The sequence below is a fragment of the Paenibacillus sp. N3/727 genome (assembly GCF_022637315.1).
In the GTDB taxonomy this organism is placed as follows: Bacteria; Bacillota; Bacilli; order Paenibacillales; family Paenibacillaceae; genus Paenibacillus_AQ; species Paenibacillus_AQ uliginis.
Window position 1 is genome coordinate 4,566,846 of the sequence record NZ_CP093336.1, and the last position, 17,485, is coordinate 4,584,330.

Here is a 17,485-nt window from a genome sequence, read left to right on the forward strand (position 1 = left end):
AACACTATCTGGTTGGTTGTATGTATATCATGATCTCGTGGGCCTTGACAATAACTTTTTTTCCTACAGAGGCTTCTCCCCTACCTAAGACAAAACTTCTTTTGTTTTTAGTAATTTCATAATACAAATCAATTCTATCGCCTGGAGAAGCTTGCCCTAAAACCTCGATACCATTTAAAGATGATAAAAATCCTAATCCGTTATCCTTCGTCATTGATGCAAATGCACCTAACTGTGCTAAAGCTTCAACTATCAATGTGCTTGGCATATGCTTATTTCCTTCAGTTATATACCATTCGTTCCATGTCACATTCTTATAGCCCTTGACCCATTTATTTGGCTCGACCTCTAGAACTTTATCAATCATCAAAAAAGGATATCTGTGAGGAATTACATTAGGGATATCAATCATTATTTTCTCCTTTATGTATTGAAGTTTTCTTTTACATTTGCAAATGTTCTATATCATTATATAGAATACACTTCCGATAATCCGATTAACGCACCATGACTTTCAACGAGTACTCTCATATCTTTATGAAAAATAACACCGCGACATGCTACGTCCTCAAATCTCTCCATACCAAGGTCAATCAATTTCACGTATTCGAACATCTTCAATAATATGATTGACCCCTATTTCATAGGCGATAATTTCTGCAGTCTCTTTGGCACGTATTAAATTACTTGTAATGATAAGATCCCAGTTTTCACTTTTCAATTTCATTCCCAAATACTTCGCTTGCTTTCTACCTTCTTCGTTCAACGGAATATCGGAGAGTCCTTGTGCCTTCTCTTGAATATTCCATTCGGTTATTCCGTGTCTAATCATTCCTATAATAGCCACAGCTTTCCCCTGCATTGGTATATTGCTTGGAATAGAAGCCTGCTATCCTCAGACAGAAATCCAGAAGTGTATCATTCATCAAATTCGTAACTCTACAAGGTATGTGTCCTATAAAGACTTGAAGAAGGTCACCGCTGATCTAAAGCCTATCTACAAGGCAGCTACCGAGGAAGCTGCGCTATTGGAATTGGATCGATTTGAGGAGGTTTGGGGCAGTAAATATCCTCTCATCATTCGCTCTTGGCGGAACAATTGGGATGAACTGGCGACCTTTTTCAAGTATCCGAACGAGATCCGCAAACTCATCTACACTACCAATATGATTGAAAGTTACCACCGGCAGCTTCGTAAAGTAACGAAGGGCAAGAGTATTTACCCTACCGACGAAGCCTTACTTAAAATGCTCTACTTGGCAACGATGGATGTGACTCGGAAATGGACTGGCCGTGTCAAGAATTGGGGTCAAATGCTGCTTCAATTCTCTGTAATATTTCCGGATCGGGTTGGTCACCACTTACGCTAATTTAACGCCGCTTTCCCCTCGGGGGAATTCCTTGATAATTGAGTTTACACAAAATAATTGACAGACCCTCCTTTTACTGCTTCCTGATATGCTGAGACGTGTGCACGCTGCCCTGATCGCTGTGCAACATCATACCTTGCTGATCTAGAAGCTGATTTAACGTATTCAACACAAAGGCTGTATCTTGCTTATCTGCAATATTGTAAGCGACAATCTCTCCGTTATACAAATCTAAAATGCTCGATAAGTACAATGTCTTATTACCAAATGGCAGATACGTAATATCCATCACTAGCTTTTGCATGGGTTCAGTTGCTTGAAATGGACGCTTTAACAGATGTTCTGCAACCTGAGCAGGTTGACCCATTGGTTTACGTTTCTTCACTTTTACTCGGCATTGCAGTTGCTCTTGTTGCATAATCCGCTGAGCCCGTTTGTGATTAACTCTCTGTTCTAAACGAAGTAATGCTGTAATTTTTCGATATCCATATCTGAATTTATGTTATATAGCTCACGTATTCTCTCAATGATCTTGCATTCATTTACGTCCTTGTTTCTAGCTTTCCTACGATAGCAAGTCGAAAGAGGAACCTCCAGCCATGTGCAAGCCTTAGTAATGCTTAGTTCTCCTCGAATGGATTCTACGCAGGTAATAACGGTTTCAGCTTCTCTAATTCCGAAGTCATTTCAGTACCTTTGCCGTAACTGTATTATTTGCCAACGGGCTGCTCTAGTCTATACATTCACCATGTCGATATCATCTCATCCATGTTTTCAGTTGTATCTTATTCCTCATATTAAGTTCTTCCATTACGTCTTTCGCTGATGTACCAGTCAATCTCATCTCGACCGTTTTCATTTTCACTTCAACTGGGTAACTCACTTTGATGCCATAGTGAAAACACCTCCAAGATTGTCTCTATATCTTACGACATAGTAGATTTCACTTGAAGGTTGATCATTGGTGCTGTGGTGGATTTGTAGCTCGTAAGCATACATATTCTCAAACCAACCTGTTATTCGGAGGGGATTGTAACAAGATTTCGTTCATGAATGGTTTGGGTAAGTTGCTTCAAACTTATGCCGTACTGCTGAGCGATATCTCTTGCAAAGCTTTGTCCTTGCGGCTTCCCGGGAGTTACTTTATATGAGCGATTGGACTCAGTTAATTTATGTTCTATTTCTTCTTTAATTCCTGCTACCATACTAATGAGCTTGCTTTCACCGGCTTGTTGGGAATTAATTTCATTAATGCTTTCTGCCAGCTCATGAAGATGTGTGGCGATAACAGCGCGTAGTCCCAACAATTTAAGCGCACAAACAATATCTTTCATTAAATAGAAACTTTCCCCTGGACTGGTTGAAGAAAATGATTCATTAAGCAAGATTAAACTGTTTGGTGTTGCGTTCTGGAAAATTTCACCTATTTTTTTGGATTCAACGCCTAGCCGTCCCGTTTCCATATTGGAGTTTTCCTCAACGTTGAAATAAGGATAAAGTCCATCTACAGGGCTAATTTCCGCTTCAACACAAGGGACATATAGCCCTGCTTGCATCAAAACTTGCGTCAAACCGATCGCTTGGGCATATGTCGTTTTTCCTCCAGAGTTAGGACCCGTTAGAATAAATATGCGACCATGATCATTAAAGATAACGTCATTGGTTACGATATGGTCTCCAAATTTGCCATCCTCATATCGTGTAGACATTCTAAGTGCAAGATTAAGATTATAATTCCCTTTCAAGTGGGCCTTTCGCTCGTCTGATGGAAGCAGAGTAGGTCTGCACATCGGCATGCCCCAATCTCGCAATTTATGGATGAATTTAACAGCACCAACATAAAAGGCTATATCCGTCTCTAGCGAGAGAATCCAGTTGAAATGCAGATATGAATATCTTTCAACCATCGGTTGAATAGGCTTCAAAACATTTTTAAGCACCTTTTTCAAATCACGGAACAATAGTCTTCGCAGTTCGGTCTCTTCAGGCGACATGTCGTAAGTGGAAGTATCATTTTTAGAAATATGTACGGTTTCAACATGCTCTGGGTTTTTGTACAACTCGGATACGCCTTGGTACTCATTACCGCTTGCAAAAAGTTTGCCGAGAAGAGAGTTCCCGGAAAATCTCTTATCATTAATAGAGACGAGTATTGCTTCAACAGGGTTCAATTGAGCATCAAAATTAATGCCGATGGTCACGCTCGAAATTGAATCAAGCCCTTTTTGCAATTTAGGAAGCTGTTCGGATAGGTTTTTGAAGTCGAAATCTTCCGAAATTTGAATAATACGATCTCTCAGACGAATAAGTCCTTCAGATTTTAAGTGGGCCTTTTCGGTAAAGGCTTTGCGTAATTGTTTAACAAAATCTACATAAATACCTAATTCCTTGAGTCTCGATACCGTTTGCAACATATCGACGCTTACGCTGGAATACTTTCCAGATACAAACCGCATATCATCAATAATAGACAAACTCTCCTCTAGGCATAGCAACAATTCAAAGTTATTCAACAAGTCCTCTATAATATCTAACCTAAATTTTATTGTTTCAGGATCATAGCTTAGTTGTCTAAATATATTTCGAATATCGTTAAAGTGTTTGCGGTTATTGTCTATCATATGAATGATAGCGTTAAGTTCAAGCTCATTGAAGTCTTGCTCAGTTAATCTCACTCCTTTCATTTCTATTCCATGAGGAAAAATAAGATTAATACTCTCGTTTGTGAGGAGGGACATTTGTATCGATCTCCTTTTTTTGTATATTATAGTATATTTGACTAATAAATAACAATGGAAGGCAATTGTCCGCCTTTATTTAGGGAATAAATATATATTTAGAGATAATATTATTTACAATGTTTTCCATCTGGGTCTCTAAACCAAAAAGAGCGTCTTCCCCATGGATAAGTTTCAGGTCGCTTGCAGAATCTCTTTGTAAAATGCAGACATATAAGATACATCTTCAGTTATCAAACATATTCCATTGAATTTCATAATTCCCCTCCAATTTGTTGAAGTTCAACAAATTGGTTCGCATTGTTTTGTATTAATGGCTTTCCTACATCGAGCTATTTAAAAAAGCTCTCTTTATATTAGTGAGAATTTCTTTCCAATATGTAAGATAAAGTATTCTCCCTAACAAATGTCTTAATATTTGTTTTGATCTAAGTAAGAAGAACAAGATTGCTTATTCGCTGTTTCGATGACAAATTTGCTGGCTAGTATTATACACAGTACTGTCACTTCTATGAAATCTCCCTCAATCGTTCTCTAATAATGTTTAATAAATTTTTCTTTTCTTCATCAGGTAACCATTCAGTTAATCTTGCAGCGGCTACAGGCAAAATCCATCTATCAATCTCCAAAAAATCAAGTCCACTCAGTTTCAAATATTGTTTTACATATACCGATTTGATTCTGTTTCGTAAAATGCAAATGAGTATTGTAACTATCTTTGGGGTCCCCTTTGGCATTGCTCCAAGACTTAGCAATATAACCGTTCTAGCAACATCTCCTGCCGGTTTACCAATCATACCGGTCATCCAATCAATTATTAAGTTATCTTCACCAACTAGTACATTATCCGGATGAAAATCACCATGACAAAGCTTGTTATCAGTAGGAAGTTCTTGAAGATAATCTACTATCTCCTCCTTTTCATGTTCGCTGAGAAAGGGAGCTTGATTAATATTGTGAATTAACACTCCTTCCTGATGTCTAAGTAATTCGATCCTGTCATGCATTTGATGACGATGTATTTCAAAATGTAACTTTGCAAGTTTCTTTGAATGTTTATCAATTGACCAGGGTTTCATGGTCATTACTTTAAGTAATGAAATTCCAAATACTCGTTCAAATATGACTCCTGTTCTACTGTTTACTTGGATTAATTCAAACGGACGAGGTGTCTTAATACCAAGAGAATAAACAAATTTACTTACTGCAAACTCTTGATTAATTGCATCTAGAGGAAAATCCTGCTTATAAAGCTTAAGTACCTTTCCATCTTGGTGTTCAAAAATATCAGCTGTCCTGCCCTGACCAATAAGCTTAAAATCCGTCATCGTCAAAACTCCTAAATAAATTATGTTTGGCAATATTGTGTATAACGTTTCCACATCTGCGACGCGATTCGCCTTCCATGAATATAGAAATTAGCGCTGATTTCTTATAACGTTTTTGTATTCACGAAACGCCCCAGCCATAGATAGCTCTTATCTTAGGCTGGGGCGTTTGCTGACTGATCCTCTTCCATTATTATATATACGTCAACCAATGGACGATAGTCCCTAAAGCGTGAATCGGTGTTAATTAATGTTTATGGCCTTTTGAGAATATCCTCAGGTCATATCTTTCATAAAACATTCTTTCATTTTTAAAATCATTTCATAAGCTATTTCTTGGTTACGTAAATATATCCAGTTAAATAAAGGTTTTTCAATGATTTCTAATAGATCATTTCTCGTCTTCTCTAGGCACTCTAAGAGTTCTTCGTATTTGTAATCAATATAATATAGTTTTTCTGGATCTGTTGATTCTGGATCATTCGATAATACCCTAGCGCAATCGTCCCCATACACAACTCCAGGATTGGGATCATGACCCAACCAGGGGCTCATCCTATTTCTTATGGATTCATAAATCTCCTCTATTTCCTCTAGTCCACAACAACAACTTGGCATAATTACTTTCTGCTCATCTTCAAAAAAGGCAACTCCACCTGATAGGACAAGCGACTCTTGTTCAAATAAATCATTAAAAGCTTCTTCTAGAGATTTGTTTTACATCAATATCGTTATAACCAAACAAATGCAATAAAAACAACTCGACTTCTTCGCTATTGCACTGAGCAGATAGAGGGAGATATTCTTTTATTGGTACTTCGTGATCGATCCATACTGGAGTTCCATAATAAGGTTCTATAGTTACTGGCTTGGTATATGGCATGCTATGCTGCCCCTCACTATTTCAATATTATACTTCAGGAATTTCAGTTAACGTTATTGTATTCACGACGTCCATTCCCCTTAGATAGCTCTCTATCTTAGGGGAATGGATGTGTCCGCCTGCTTCTTTTAACTGCATATTTTTTAACATATTGATCACCGGGGCATACTACTCTATTCCTACAAGCCGTTCTCTTTAGGAACGTTTAACAGGAATGCAATTTCCGTTTTTGGGGATTGGGGCAACGCCCACTAACAAGCTATTCTTCTTGAGTGCATATACACTCTTCCTGTTTGCCAATATTATCACTTCCTAAATCTTTGCATAGTGTTATGTTCATAGCCTTGTCCAAAAGCTTTTGTAGTCCTCAAACTCACCATCTTTACCCTTCATGCAATACTCCGCATGGAAGATTTCGTCTACGTTTTTTTTATTATTATCATAGAGCGTATAGGGATAAAGAAACAACTTATCGCACTCTTCATTTTCCTCCTCAATGACGTTTTCTTCGCAGTATCCTTCTTCAAGAAGAAATTCAACCGCCCCAGAAAAGGATAGTCCTTTAAGAATATTTATGTTAACCAACCTATTACCTCCCGTTCTATAAACAATCTGTACATTTAATTACAGTTTAATATAGCTACAAAATGCTTTAAATGAGAATGATTACCGACCTTCATCGAGTTACTCTCTCAATCTCATATTTTCGTTATTTGTTTCTATACTTCTTTATGTATTCATCAATCACTTCTACAGTGTTGTTAAATTCATTCAATAAATCATCTAATTCATGTTTAAAATCTTGCCTATCCGTCCAATAGGCTTTATCTACTTTTAAGATTGAACTTAACAAGTCACCAGTATACATCTCTCCTGATCTTAGAGGATTATTAATTAGTCGTTCAAACGCAATTGGTAATAAATAATCCAAACTAACTTGTTGCAAGATCATTAATCTTAAATCTTCATCTGAAAAATTTTTTAAAGGGGTTTTTCTAAGTCGGTGAACGTTGACTACAAGACTAGAACAATATTCTGGTTCACCCCAATCACAGTCTTCCAGTTCATCTAGCGATCTATTTATATCAAAAATTCAATAACATAATTTCATCTCCGCATTTATATAAGCTTGGTATTTCACATAAGGTTCTTGTGTTCCTGACTGCCCTCTTCGAATATTCCCACACATTTCTTTCATGTATCGACATTTATTAGGTTGTCATTACTTTGTTTTTTCAGTTTTTCGATTTTTAGTTCTTAAAAAGAGTATCTATGTTCATAACAAACTCGTCAATATTTACACAATTAAACCATCCGCTCTCTTCGTTGACGATGGATTCTATTCTGTCTATCGCAAGTGATTTGTTGTCCACGGTCGCTGTATCCTTCATCCCAGGAATCTCGCTCTTAGTTGGTGGCATTGGCGTGATGAATATTATGCTGGTTTCGTTACGGAAAGAACCCGTGAAATAGGTACCAAGATAGCGCTCAAGAAGCTCGATATCGAGATTCAGTTCATTGTTGAAACTGCTGTGATCTGCAGAGTTGCCGGGCTGCTTGGTGTTATCTTAGGCGTAACCATCGCTAACATAGCTCAAGTTATCTTGGATATCCTGTACTGACATCCTTCCCGTAATCCTGCCTTCTTCTTTGACAATAAAGTTCGCGTTCCGGTATACTTGGGTCATATTTCCACCAAAGTGGAAGGTAAAGTCTGGAATCGAAGTAGCTACTTCCACTCAAGTAGAAGGATATAGCAAACAAGCCATAAAAATGATGACTGCATTGAAAAATGTGGTAGATAGCAGACAGCATTCGCGCAATGGCAATAATGGCACGTTTACCCTGATGCTTTTTAAGCTGTAGGTAGCAGGTTCGGATCTCGGGATAAACGAGTTCTTTATACAAAGATAAGTCTGCGTGCTCGAATACACACTTATTTGTGCTTGGAATGGCAATCTACACATATAACCATGCTGTCCTCCAATACATGAGATGACCCACACACCTCCACGTGATTTGTAGTTAACCGCTATCCTGCTCTAGACTAAAAAGATTTCATTAAGTTTTGTGCCTTGAGCGAGGCGAAAGGAATGGGTATAACCATGAAGAATGATTTACTCCATATTGGTCCATTAACCATATATGGATATGGATTGATGATTGCGATCGGTATTATTACAGCATATCAGGTCTTGGTAACGCGAGCAGAGAAAAGGCAAATGGAGCGTTCCCATATTTCCTCGATTACGCTTTGGGGACTATTGGGTGGATTTTTAGGCGCAAAGCTCCTATATTGGATAACCCAAGGCAAAAATATCATGGATCATCCTGAAATTTTATGGGATATGTCTACAGGCTTTGTGGTATACGGTGGCATTCTGGGCGGGATTCTCTCGGGTTATATCTACTGCAGGATGAAAGGATTAAATTTCCTGCAGCATCTCGATCTGTTTGTCCCCTCTATTGCCTTGGCACAGGGATTTGGAAGAATCGGATGCCTTCTGGCAGGCTGCTGCTATGGAGAAGAGACGCACGGCTGGTTTGGCATTACCTTTCACGAATCTGAGTTCGCTCCAAACGATGTGTTGCTGATTCCCACTCAAATTCTTGAAAGTGTATTTAGCTTCGGCCTCTTTTTTGTACTGATTTATTTAGCAAAGAGTAAGAAAACGGACGGATTCATAACAAGTCTATATCTGCTGCTCTACAGTCTCGGTAGATTTATTATCGAGTTCTATCGAGGAGATATTATTCGCGGCAGTGTCGGGATCCTGTCTACTTCACAATTTATATCACTCCTAGTAATTGTAATTACGTGTCTGATCATGGTGGCGAAGTCCTATCAAACCTTGAAATATCGGAATACTTAATTCTCAGCATCCTACAATCCCTCCGTTTACCAGCTGGAGGGATTTGCTTTATGTACAAGATGCTAGCTCTATAAAATCAGAGGATTATCAAAGTTCATCACTATATAAAGAGTCCTATGAAGTCATCAATTCTAAATTTTATGAATAAGCCGAAAACACTCGTGATTTTAATCATGAGTGTTCTCGGCTTCGGATAGGGCGTGTCATTTGACACGTCAATTATCCGACTTCTTCTTGAGTTACCAACAATGACTGCTATAATTAACTTAACTTGTACAGATTGCTCATTGAAAACTGAACATATCGGGTTACAGGTGGAAAAGTTCACCTGTGTAAAATGTTCAAGCACACTTTCGTCCTCTCTGATCGAAAAGCGAAAACCAAGCAGTAGATTAGAGAGCTGAGTTTAACGTACAAGTTCTTGACTTAACCGCAGGAACTGCGGGGTTAGCCTACTTTTCTTCGCTCGTTAGAGCGTTTAGCGTAGGAATCTCGTGGCTTTAGCCATGAGAGGTTCAATCATATACCATAACCCAATACTTTTCTCCAGGTTTACCTTCTTCAACGACCTTCTTCCAACCATTATTCTCATAGAAATTCAATGCTTTTCGATTTTCTGATACACACTTCAATCGTACTGGTTTATTCATTTTTTCTACAGCGGAATTAACTAACTGAACGCCAACACCCTTACCGGAGAAATCAGGGTGCACAAATAAATTATGTATAAAATTATCGGGCAAGTACAAAGATGTAAATCCAAGAATGTGAAAATCATCCTCTGCTAATAATATATACTCTCCAACAGTATCCCTATCAAAATCTTCTAAAGTCATTTCTTCTATATTCGCCCAATAAAAGCTTTTACGACGTGATTCCAGATATGTAAGTCTTAAATCAGGGTAGTCAAGTTCACTTGCTTCTCTAATATTCATAGTGTCAATCTCACTTTCTCCGTTTTCATCTGTAACTTCCTTACTTCAAGCAACAGGACGTTGCGATTGAGTTACCTACAAAATAGTCTTTGGGGCCTTTAATTTTAATTCGAATTCTTGACATGCAATAACGAAAACGTCGTCATATGTATATATTACATATTGCTTTAACTCCAGATCTCTTGCAGTCTTTATATCTCTAAGTATTTTTGTATTAAATATTTCCCCAAAACTACAACACTCATTGTATGGATTATCAAACATCTGTAAACTTACATCTAACTCAACCATATTAAAGTAATAAACTTTCTTGAATAGCAATTCGTATCCAATAAACTCATCATCATCTGATTCTGTACATAATTGCCCATTTATCTCACCAATTAATTTAACTTCATTCTTTTGATAATTGAATTGAATATCATCAAGGAAGATCGCGTCTCTTCCATGAATTTCACCTAATTCGGTTTTTATAGCTTTGATTTTTTCCATCTCTTTCATACCTCTCAGATTTATCTTAACCAATATTATTTATTATCAGAACTTCATATAACGTTCTTGTATTCACGAACCCGAGAGGCTTAAAGGAGCGCATGCGACTGGGTGGCTTAGCCACCTAGCCTCGTAGGGTTGTCTGCCTGCTCATACTTCACCGAATTGCTTCGGGCAGACCAAGGGGGCTTGTCCCCCGCAGCGTGAATACTCTGTTATGTGATGTCACAGTCCTCTTCGATAAACCTTAGGAAATCTAATCATTCCACATTCTTGTTACTTCTTCTAATTCTAAGTCCTCGAATTGCATTTTATAAATATCTGGTTTCTTTAATTGATCCAAAAACTCCAAGCCAAAAGCTGAATCAAAATGATTCATCATCAAAGTCATTACAAGACCATGAGTCCCGATTGCTATTTTCTTCCCTCTGTGCTCTTTTAATATGGGTTTTAGAACTGAGATTGCTCTTTTCTGACAATCAGCATTAGACTCTCCACCCGGCAAGGTATAATCAGGGTCATTAAAACTCTCTCTGATACTAGACATTAACTCTGCATTTTCAATAATATAAGATGCAAAATGTCGTTCTCTAAGATCTTCAAATACTTTAATATCTAACTTTAAGTGCTCGGCCAATCCCTCAACACTAAGAATTGCTCGAGTATAAGGACTTGATATAATCATGTCTATTCCTTCACCTATAAGTAACTTCGTTACTTTTTCAATATCGATCTTTCCTTTTGGGGTAAGCCCTCTTGTTCTTTCATTTCCTTCATTGTATGGTGATTCTCCATGCCTAACCATATAGATAATTGTCTTCATACAAGCCTCCTTTAGATGCTTTCATTAAGTGTCACACTGTGATTTCACATAACGTCTTATCTACGAACTTCGTGAATACTACCATATTACGTGTATTCCCGTACTTCGTAAACACTCCTTTCATCAGGATATCTACGAACTCCCCTCCGTAATACCCCGATTTCAATAATCTAGCGGGCTATTAATCTATCTGGCGTCCTTCATATACACATGAGTTTAACGCTCTGTTGTTCGCCTGCTTTGGTACCCCAGTAACTCTTGTATATAACCTTAGCCTCCTTACAGTAAATGCTTTGTAAAGGAATGTCTCAACACGTGAATACTCACCTTTTCGCTACATTGGACCGGTTTTTCGCATGTTAAAACACCTTCTACACAGAACGCTCTGTCAAGTGCCTTTCGTACGATTGGCCCGAGAAAATCCATTACTCCGGTTAATACAACTCCATATATTGCGAAGCAGCTAATACGCTGTATCCGATAAGATCGTAAAGGCGATCTTACTTGCCGTTGCAAGTTATCCACCAATATAACAACACATTCTTACAAAAAAGACCCGCAGATCACATTTGTGACACCTACAGGTCTCCTGTCTCCGAAGCCTTTTATTCATATCTCTTTGACTGTGCCGTTTATCTCTAAACATTTATCATTTGATATTACGAATGTTGAGACAGATTTCTCGTGAAAATAGATTTTTTGCATTCGAGTTTAAAAAATTATAATTCCTTTTATCATTTCAACTGTTCAAGAGCGTACTCCGTTGTAATCGTAATATTATCTGGCATGTCATGAATAAGAAACCATTGTACTTCCTGTAAAGCATGAGGCTCCTTATTAATTACTTTTAAACCTCAGCTTGCTCAGTGCGTAATTATTCTTTCTGTTATTGTTTCTTAATCAATACGGAAAACAGGACCTTTAGGAGAAAAAGGTAGTTCATTTCCTTTTGGCAATAAATAAGCATGTTCTCGTCGAATGGTTAGTTTGTCGCAATAACCATCGGTAATAATTAAAAGTGGTCCATTTTTCGGAAAATCCTCAGCATGAGTAATTAAATCAATCGCAGGCTGCAAAACGGTTCCCCCTCTACCTCTAACTTGCACACGATCGGCGATGGTCTCTGGGGCAACATAACCCGCATCGTAAGGAGCTGCATCGCAAAACACAAGACGAGCAAAAGGTACATCTCTAGCTTGTGCGTAACTAGCAATAGCACCAAGCGCCTTAGCGAGCAACTTTTTATCCATTGAACCAGACGTATCCAAGATCACACCAAACGTACGACCATCCTCAGATGAACCGCTGTGAACCCATTGAGGTCTTGGGATATCTGGCGTTGAAGATTGGCGACGGCTGACACGGGCATAGGAGCGCGTTTTTTCAAGTGGAGAAAAATATGAATCAAACCATTTGGCAAGCTCAACGTCCCATTTAATCGGAGGTTGACCAAGTGCTCTAATTTCTTCAACAAGCCCAGAAGGAAGTAAGCCCCTAGCTTGTTCTTCGTGATACATTAAACCTTGTTGAAGAGCATTTTTGCAAAAATCATCGAGCGTTTGCCCATTTCGAACATCCCAGAGCGCCGGATCACCTTTGCCAATCATATCGCCTAATCCATTGCCGCGAAGCGTAGCTAGTTTTCTATATAAGCGAATATCTCCAACCATTTTGTCGTAAATCGATTCTGCAGATAAACCTTTCAACTCTGGGTCCAAAAGTAGACCGATTTTAGGATATTCACCAACTTGCATTTCAACCAACCATAGGTTGATGACATAATCACAAGCGACATTCCACAAATAAGGATCGCGACCATGGCAGCGTTCATGATGCTGAAGACCTGCGTGTAATAACTCATGCGCCATCACAAAAATACATTCTTCGTCCGTTAATCCAGCTGCTGGATTCATGTAAATTTCGCGTTCTACAACATCAATAGCCGCAACGGAAATACTTAATCGTTGACAGACGGCTTGGTCTTCAATAATTGTAAAACCGGAAGCAAGTGCGCCGAGTAATGGATAACGGTCCATAAACCAGCGTTTTGCCCGTTGCGAAGCACTTTTAACATTCGTAGAATCCGATAAAGAAGTGGAGTGACCTCCCGCCACACTTACAGCACTTGTGACCGCATTAGATAACCCAATTGCAAAGTATTTTTCCCATTCGGGTTCTCCCCCCCAATAACTACGCGCTGCTGTATCCCGAACATCCATATCCGAACTTGCTACACCTGCTGTGCCAAAATATTTCAAAACTTCCGGCACGCCCCGTGCACAAAATTCCTCATAAAGAAACTCCTCATCCTTTACGGTCATATCTGTCCGTGTTTCCATATCAGAAGGAGGTGTTCCTAGTTTCAAATCAGCAAGAAATTTGGCAATGTACAAATCACAAGCTGCATTCCATGCCACTGGATGTTCTTTCGTTTTCAAATGACCAAGTCCTAAATGCAACAAACAATGAGCAAGCACATAGACCCACTCCGAGGTTTCGCCTCGGCGTTTAGGGTGCGTGTAAATATATCCACCTTTTGTAACGGTTGCCCAACCATTTATTGGATAAGGGGTCCCATCACGATGGACAATACTCGTTCTTGAACATAAAGGCGAAAATATAGGATGGTTTTCAATAATCTCTACTGCTGCTTGGTATTGTTTTAAAGCTGGATTTCCATGTGTCGATTTTTTTGACATCATTACCCCTTATCTTTAACGGCGAGCCGTGGTAAATCACGAACAATTTCCACCATAAGCCAGTCAGGAATGTTAGAGGATTGTTCATTTTTCGCAACAACGAGCTGTGCAATTTCGAAACTGATGGCAGACAAGTCTTTAATCAGTTTTTTCACCGTGTGAGCAAACTGCCTATGGCTTCCACTGATATCATCTTTTCGAGCAGGAAGTTCTTTAATAATTTGTGCTCGAAAAGATTGAGCTAGAAAATAGAGAACATCACGATCTTCTGCAGCAGACGGAAATGAAATTTTGCCCTCTAAAATAGCATTTAATTGATATTTACCACTTAGATTTTTGTAAAAAGCTTTAAATTGTGTTGCATGAGCAGGAGTTAAAGAACCACCCGCTAAAATACCAACCACTTCTGGTGACAAATTTTCGCCAAACTCACGAAGTGCATCCGAAAGCATATGCCAGGATCGGGGTGTGGAAAACGGTTCTTCCGTTTTCGGAGGGGCACTCCACAGATGATCGGGGCGAGACTCTAAATATTCAATAACGATTGGATGAATTTCGTTTTCGTACGCCCAAGTAATCCAGTCTTGAAACGATACATTAAGTTGGACATGAAACATACGGTTAATGAGCGCAGAGGACATCGGTTTTACAATTGCACTATCTTGCGCACGGTTGCCTGCACCGATTACAATCGAGCCTTCTGGAAGATGGTAATCACCAATTCGACGCTCATGAATAAGACTGTAAAAAGCTTTTTGGACTTCTTGCGAGCAAGCATTAAGTTCGTCCAAAAATAAACAGTAAGGCTCATCCCGGGCAATCATTTTGGGTGGACAAAATTGACTTTTGCCCTCAACGATCTGAGGTACGCCAATAATATCTTCTGGCGCAAGCTGAGAGCCTAAAAGCGAAACACATGGAAGTCCGACTTGATCGGCAAATGATTCAACTAAAGCTGATTTTCCAATCCCTGGGGCACCCCAAATAAAGACAGGGCGAATAGCGGAAACGTTAAGCAATATCTGCATCAATTGTGACTGTGTAACAGGAACAGCAAGATTCAATAGATATACTCCTTTTTTTGAAAGATAATCTTATTATAACAAAAACCGCCATCACAGCGGTTTTAAGGAGAGCGTAAAATCCAGCTCCGCCTCCAGGTAGATTATAATGTAGTTCGTCTTTATTCTCGCTATATTCTATGAGTAAAACATGGCCATCATTTATGATCAGAGCTGTCGGTCTAATTCTAATATGAAATGACATTGAAACACCTCCAATATAAGTGTTTTTTATACGTTTGGTTTAAACAATCTTTAGCCCCAATTTCTTATAACGTTGTTGTATTCACGAACCCTCACTGGCTTAAGGGGCGTAGCCCGGGTCCCGACGGACTTAGCCAGTGCAGGGTTGTCTGCCTGAATTCGCTTCTTCGGAAATCCTCTGGCAGACCAAGGAGCCGCTAGGTTCCGCAGCGTGAATATAGTGTTATATGAAGTATGGCGACATTCTCGAATTACTTTCAAAACTCTTTCATGTATGTATATATCTTTCCGTTAATCGGTTTAGTAAATCTATCTCCTTTATATCCTCTTCGTAATAGTTCCCGTCTCAATAACGTCATGAATGCTCCGTGTGAAACGATCAATACTTCCCTATCACCTCTTCCTTCTATTGTATCTAACAACTTCTTAGCTCTAATGAATGTAGAGGTTTTATTCTCTTGTGAACGATGTTTAAAAAACCAACCAAGTCTCCCAAAAATCAACCACATATTTATATGCAATTTGTGATTAGATTGAAACAAAGGACCAATCTCTATCTCTCTAAGAAGATCCGTTATAATTAAATCACCATTATAGATACTCTCCGCTGTTCTAATCGCTCTAATCATGTCACTTGAATAACAACGTTCCCAATTCTGGTGAGTTGTTATTTTATTTTGAAGATAAATGTCTGCAGTATTATATTGAGTAATCCAGTCAGTAAAATCTTTCGAGGACATCCAGTAATTCGTTGTATGATCAATTACTTTGTAATGTCTCACTAAACCAACTCTCATGTGTACCTCTTGTTTTATAAGTTTTCGCCATATTTCATATAACGTTGTCATATTCGCGACGACCATTCCCTTTAGATAGCTCCTATCTTATCTTAGGGGAATGGATGTATCTGCCTGATGTTCTTCTTCGAAAATACCTCCGGCAGATCAAGGGCCGAGTGGACCGCAGCTCGAATATTATGTTATACGACAGACCTCTTGAATAACTCCCAGATTAATTATTAGTATGTAGAAAACCGAATAGCTCTATATTCATTTCCTCTACTCCTTGTCCAAACCATATTAGGTGTCCCCATGTGTTAAGGATACATAGTTTGGAATTTGAAATATTATTATGGGCATTATACGCATGCTCGATTGAAACAGCCCCATCATTTCGGCTATGCAGAATAAGAGTCGGGCACTTAATTGATTGCAAATCTGAAAGAGTGATATTACCTGTCTGTGATAAATCTATAAAAAAACCCTGTCCTGAGCGTTGGCGTTCTATCATTTCCTTAAACTTATTGATATCCTCATCACTAATATGGCTTTTTAATTTAGCATATGACAATTTACTAAAAGAAGGAGCCATCTGCTTAAAGATAAGTTTTGGAAATATGTTAATCATAGATCTGAGTAACTTCCATGTATATTTCTCCAATGAAGGGTGGAAAAGCATTTTAGCTGCTTTATATTCTTTATCTTTAGGTGTAAGCCATTCTTTAGATACAGCAGATTGTAACGTAAGACTTTTTACACGCTCTTGGTATTTAGAAGTGAAATAAATCGCACTAGGTCCACCTGCAGAAATTCCAATTACATGAACCTTGTCTAGCTTAAGATGATTTAAGAGCTCAATGTATGAACTGCAAGCCGTTGATAGGTTTAAGCCATTATTAGGAGATGTTTTCCCGTACCCTGGTCTAGAAGGTGTAAGTATCGAATATCCTTGTTGTTCTAACTCCGCATATCCAAATTCTTCATTACAATTTGAATGCCCTCCGTGCATTACGAGAATGGGATTTCGACCTTTATTAACAATTGAGTATTCAATTGACAATTCATCGTTTTTATATATTTCAGTCGTTCTTTTCATATTTTGAATCACCTTCTTTATTCAACTGTTGGAGTAATCTTTTAGATATATGTTTGCTTCAGTCTGTCGTATAACGTTGTTGTATCTACGAACCCGAGAGGCTTAAGGCGCATTGCGCCGGGTCCGTAGGACTTAGCCTCGCAGGGTTGTGAGCTGATTCACCTTCCCTGCCTAGCTCATCTTGCGAACCAAGGGCAACACCCG

17 protein-coding genes and 1 pseudogene are annotated in these 17,485 nt (G+C 38.7%); 2 read left to right on the plus strand and 16 right to left on the minus strand.

Annotated elements, in window-relative coordinates; translation table 11 throughout:
* Positions 1-4 precede the first annotated feature (4 nt).
* Both MNQ98_RS21200 and MNQ98_RS21205 read right to left on the minus strand, forming a co-directional pair.
* On the minus strand, positions 5-412 hold the full coding sequence (locus MNQ98_RS21200) for a 3-hydroxyacyl-ACP dehydratase FabZ family protein (protein WP_241930020.1): 408 nt from the start codon (positions 410-412) through the stop codon (positions 5-7).
* A 177-nt stretch (positions 413-589) separates the two neighbouring features.
* Positions 590-847, minus strand: a complete 258-nt coding sequence (locus MNQ98_RS21205) for a histidine phosphatase family protein (protein ID WP_241930021.1) — start codon at positions 845-847, stop codon at positions 590-592.
* Positions 848-878: 31 nt separating this feature from the next.
* Between MNQ98_RS21205 and MNQ98_RS21210 the strand changes: the two are divergent.
* Positions 879-1,370 (plus strand): annotated as a pseudogene (locus MNQ98_RS21210) (IS256 family transposase); the annotation flags it as partial.
* A 73-nt stretch (positions 1,371-1,443) separates the two neighbouring features.
* Here the strand turns inward: MNQ98_RS21210 and MNQ98_RS21215 are convergent.
* The 7 genes from MNQ98_RS21215 to MNQ98_RS21245 all read right to left on the minus strand — a co-directional run bounded on the left by MNQ98_RS21215 (position 1,444) and on the right by MNQ98_RS21245 (position 7,412).
* The gene (locus tag MNQ98_RS21215; protein ID WP_481856655.1) at positions 1,444-1,788 is read right to left on the minus strand and encodes a DDE-type integrase/transposase/recombinase; all 345 of its coding nucleotides are present in this window, start codon (positions 1,786-1,788) and stop codon (positions 1,444-1,446) included.
* A gap of 598 nt (positions 1,789-2,386) precedes the next feature.
* Positions 2,387-4,108: a MutS-related protein gene (locus MNQ98_RS21220; protein ID WP_241930022.1), complete on the minus strand. Its 1,722-nt coding sequence runs from the start codon at positions 4,106-4,108 to the stop codon at positions 2,387-2,389.
* Between the two features lie 509 nt (positions 4,109-4,617).
* On the minus strand, positions 4,618-5,436 hold the full coding sequence (locus MNQ98_RS21225; RefSeq protein WP_241930023.1) for an aminoglycoside phosphotransferase family protein: 819 nt from the start codon (positions 5,434-5,436) through the stop codon (positions 4,618-4,620).
* A 276-nt stretch (positions 5,437-5,712) separates the two neighbouring features.
* Positions 5,713-5,979, minus strand: coding sequence for a hypothetical protein (locus tag MNQ98_RS21230; RefSeq protein WP_241930024.1), 267 nt, complete (start codon positions 5,977-5,979; stop codon positions 5,713-5,715).
* A 148-nt stretch (positions 5,980-6,127) separates the two neighbouring features.
* Entirely contained in the window at positions 6,128-6,319 is a 192-nt protein-coding gene (locus MNQ98_RS21235) for a hypothetical protein (RefSeq protein WP_241930025.1), read from the minus strand.
* Positions 6,320-6,655: 336 nt separating this feature from the next.
* On the minus strand, positions 6,656-6,904 hold the full coding sequence (locus MNQ98_RS21240; RefSeq protein WP_241930026.1) for a hypothetical protein: 249 nt from the start codon (positions 6,902-6,904) through the stop codon (positions 6,656-6,658).
* A gap of 124 nt (positions 6,905-7,028) precedes the next feature.
* Positions 7,029-7,412 carry a contact-dependent growth inhibition system immunity protein gene (locus MNQ98_RS21245; RefSeq protein WP_347272268.1) on the minus strand — a complete coding sequence of 128 codons (384 nt, stop codon included), beginning with the start codon at positions 7,410-7,412 and terminating at the stop codon, positions 7,029-7,031.
* Between the two features lie 1,000 nt (positions 7,413-8,412).
* Between MNQ98_RS21245 and MNQ98_RS21250 the strand changes: the two genes are divergently transcribed.
* Positions 8,413-9,192, plus strand: coding sequence for a prolipoprotein diacylglyceryl transferase (locus MNQ98_RS21250; protein ID WP_241930027.1), 780 nt, complete (start codon positions 8,413-8,415; stop codon positions 9,190-9,192).
* A gap of 515 nt (positions 9,193-9,707) precedes the next feature.
* Here MNQ98_RS21250 and MNQ98_RS21255 read toward each other — a convergent pair.
* The 7 genes from MNQ98_RS21255 to MNQ98_RS21285 form a co-directional block, all read right to left on the minus strand.
* A complete protein-coding gene (locus tag MNQ98_RS21255; RefSeq protein ID WP_241930028.1) occupies positions 9,708-10,127 on the minus strand; it encodes a GNAT family N-acetyltransferase in 420 nt (139 codons plus the stop codon).
* A 75-nt stretch (positions 10,128-10,202) separates the two neighbouring features.
* On the minus strand, positions 10,203-10,619 hold the full coding sequence (locus MNQ98_RS21260; RefSeq protein WP_241930029.1) for a hypothetical protein: 417 nt from the start codon (positions 10,617-10,619) through the stop codon (positions 10,203-10,205).
* 256 nt (positions 10,620-10,875) lie between these two features.
* A complete protein-coding gene (locus tag MNQ98_RS21265) occupies positions 10,876-11,442 on the minus strand; it encodes a histidine phosphatase family protein (protein WP_208918554.1) in 567 nt (188 codons plus the stop codon).
* An 896-nt stretch (positions 11,443-12,338) separates the two neighbouring features.
* Complete coding sequence (locus MNQ98_RS21270; protein WP_241930030.1) at positions 12,339-14,144, minus strand: vWA domain-containing protein; 1,806 nt, start codon at positions 14,142-14,144, stop codon at positions 12,339-12,341.
* Positions 14,144-15,205: an AAA family ATPase gene (locus MNQ98_RS21275; protein WP_241930031.1), complete on the minus strand. Its 1,062-nt coding sequence runs from the start codon at positions 15,203-15,205 to the stop codon at positions 14,144-14,146. The genes MNQ98_RS21270 and MNQ98_RS21275 overlap by 1 nt, the downstream gene beginning before the upstream one ends.
* Before the next feature lie 458 nt (positions 15,206-15,663).
* The gene (locus tag MNQ98_RS21280) at positions 15,664-16,203 is read right to left on the minus strand and encodes a histidine phosphatase family protein (protein ID WP_241930032.1); all 540 of its coding nucleotides are present in this window, start codon (positions 16,201-16,203) and stop codon (positions 15,664-15,666) included.
* A gap of 214 nt (positions 16,204-16,417) precedes the next feature.
* Positions 16,418-17,281 carry an alpha/beta fold hydrolase gene (locus tag MNQ98_RS21285; protein ID WP_241930033.1) on the minus strand — a complete coding sequence of 288 codons (864 nt, stop codon included), beginning with the start codon at positions 17,279-17,281 and terminating at the stop codon, positions 16,418-16,420.
* Positions 17,282-17,485 lie beyond the last annotated feature (204 nt).

Excerpts from the sequence above, each read along its gene's own strand:
- MNQ98_RS21235 (WP_241930025.1), bottom strand. The coding sequence starts at position 6,319 with ATGCCATATACCAAGCCAGTAACTATAGAACCTTATTATGGAACTCCA.
- MNQ98_RS21215 (WP_481856655.1), bottom strand. The coding sequence starts at position 1,788 with ATGCAACAAGAGCAACTGCAATGCCGAGTAAAAGTGAAGAAACGTAAA.
- MNQ98_RS21280 (WP_241930032.1), bottom strand. The coding sequence starts at position 16,203 with ATGAGAGTTGGTTTAGTGAGACATTACAAAGTAATTGATCATACAACG.
- MNQ98_RS21265 (WP_208918554.1), bottom strand. The coding sequence starts at position 11,442 with ATGAAGACAATTATCTATATGGTTAGGCATGGAGAATCACCATACAAT.
- MNQ98_RS21285 (WP_241930033.1), bottom strand. The coding sequence starts at position 17,281 with ATGAAAAGAACGACTGAAATATATAAAAACGATGAATTGTCAATTGAA.
- MNQ98_RS21200 (WP_241930020.1), bottom strand. The coding sequence starts at position 412 with ATGATTGATATCCCTAATGTAATTCCTCACAGATATCCTTTTTTGATG.
- MNQ98_RS21225 (WP_241930023.1), bottom strand. The coding sequence starts at position 5,436 with ATGACGGATTTTAAGCTTATTGGTCAGGGCAGGACAGCTGATATTTTT.
- MNQ98_RS21260 (WP_241930029.1), bottom strand. The coding sequence starts at position 10,619 with ATGGAAAAAATCAAAGCTATAAAAACCGAATTAGGTGAAATTCATGGA.
- MNQ98_RS21220 (WP_241930022.1), bottom strand. The coding sequence starts at position 4,108 with ATGTCCCTCCTCACAAACGAGAGTATTAATCTTATTTTTCCTCATGGA.
- MNQ98_RS21255 (WP_241930028.1), bottom strand. The coding sequence starts at position 10,127 with ATGAATATTAGAGAAGCAAGTGAACTTGACTACCCTGATTTAAGACTT.
- MNQ98_RS21250 (WP_241930027.1), top strand. The coding sequence starts at position 8,413 with ATGGGTATAACCATGAAGAATGATTTACTCCATATTGGTCCATTAACC.
- MNQ98_RS21270 (WP_241930030.1), bottom strand. The coding sequence starts at position 14,144 with ATGATGTCAAAAAAATCGACACATGGAAATCCAGCTTTAAAACAATAC.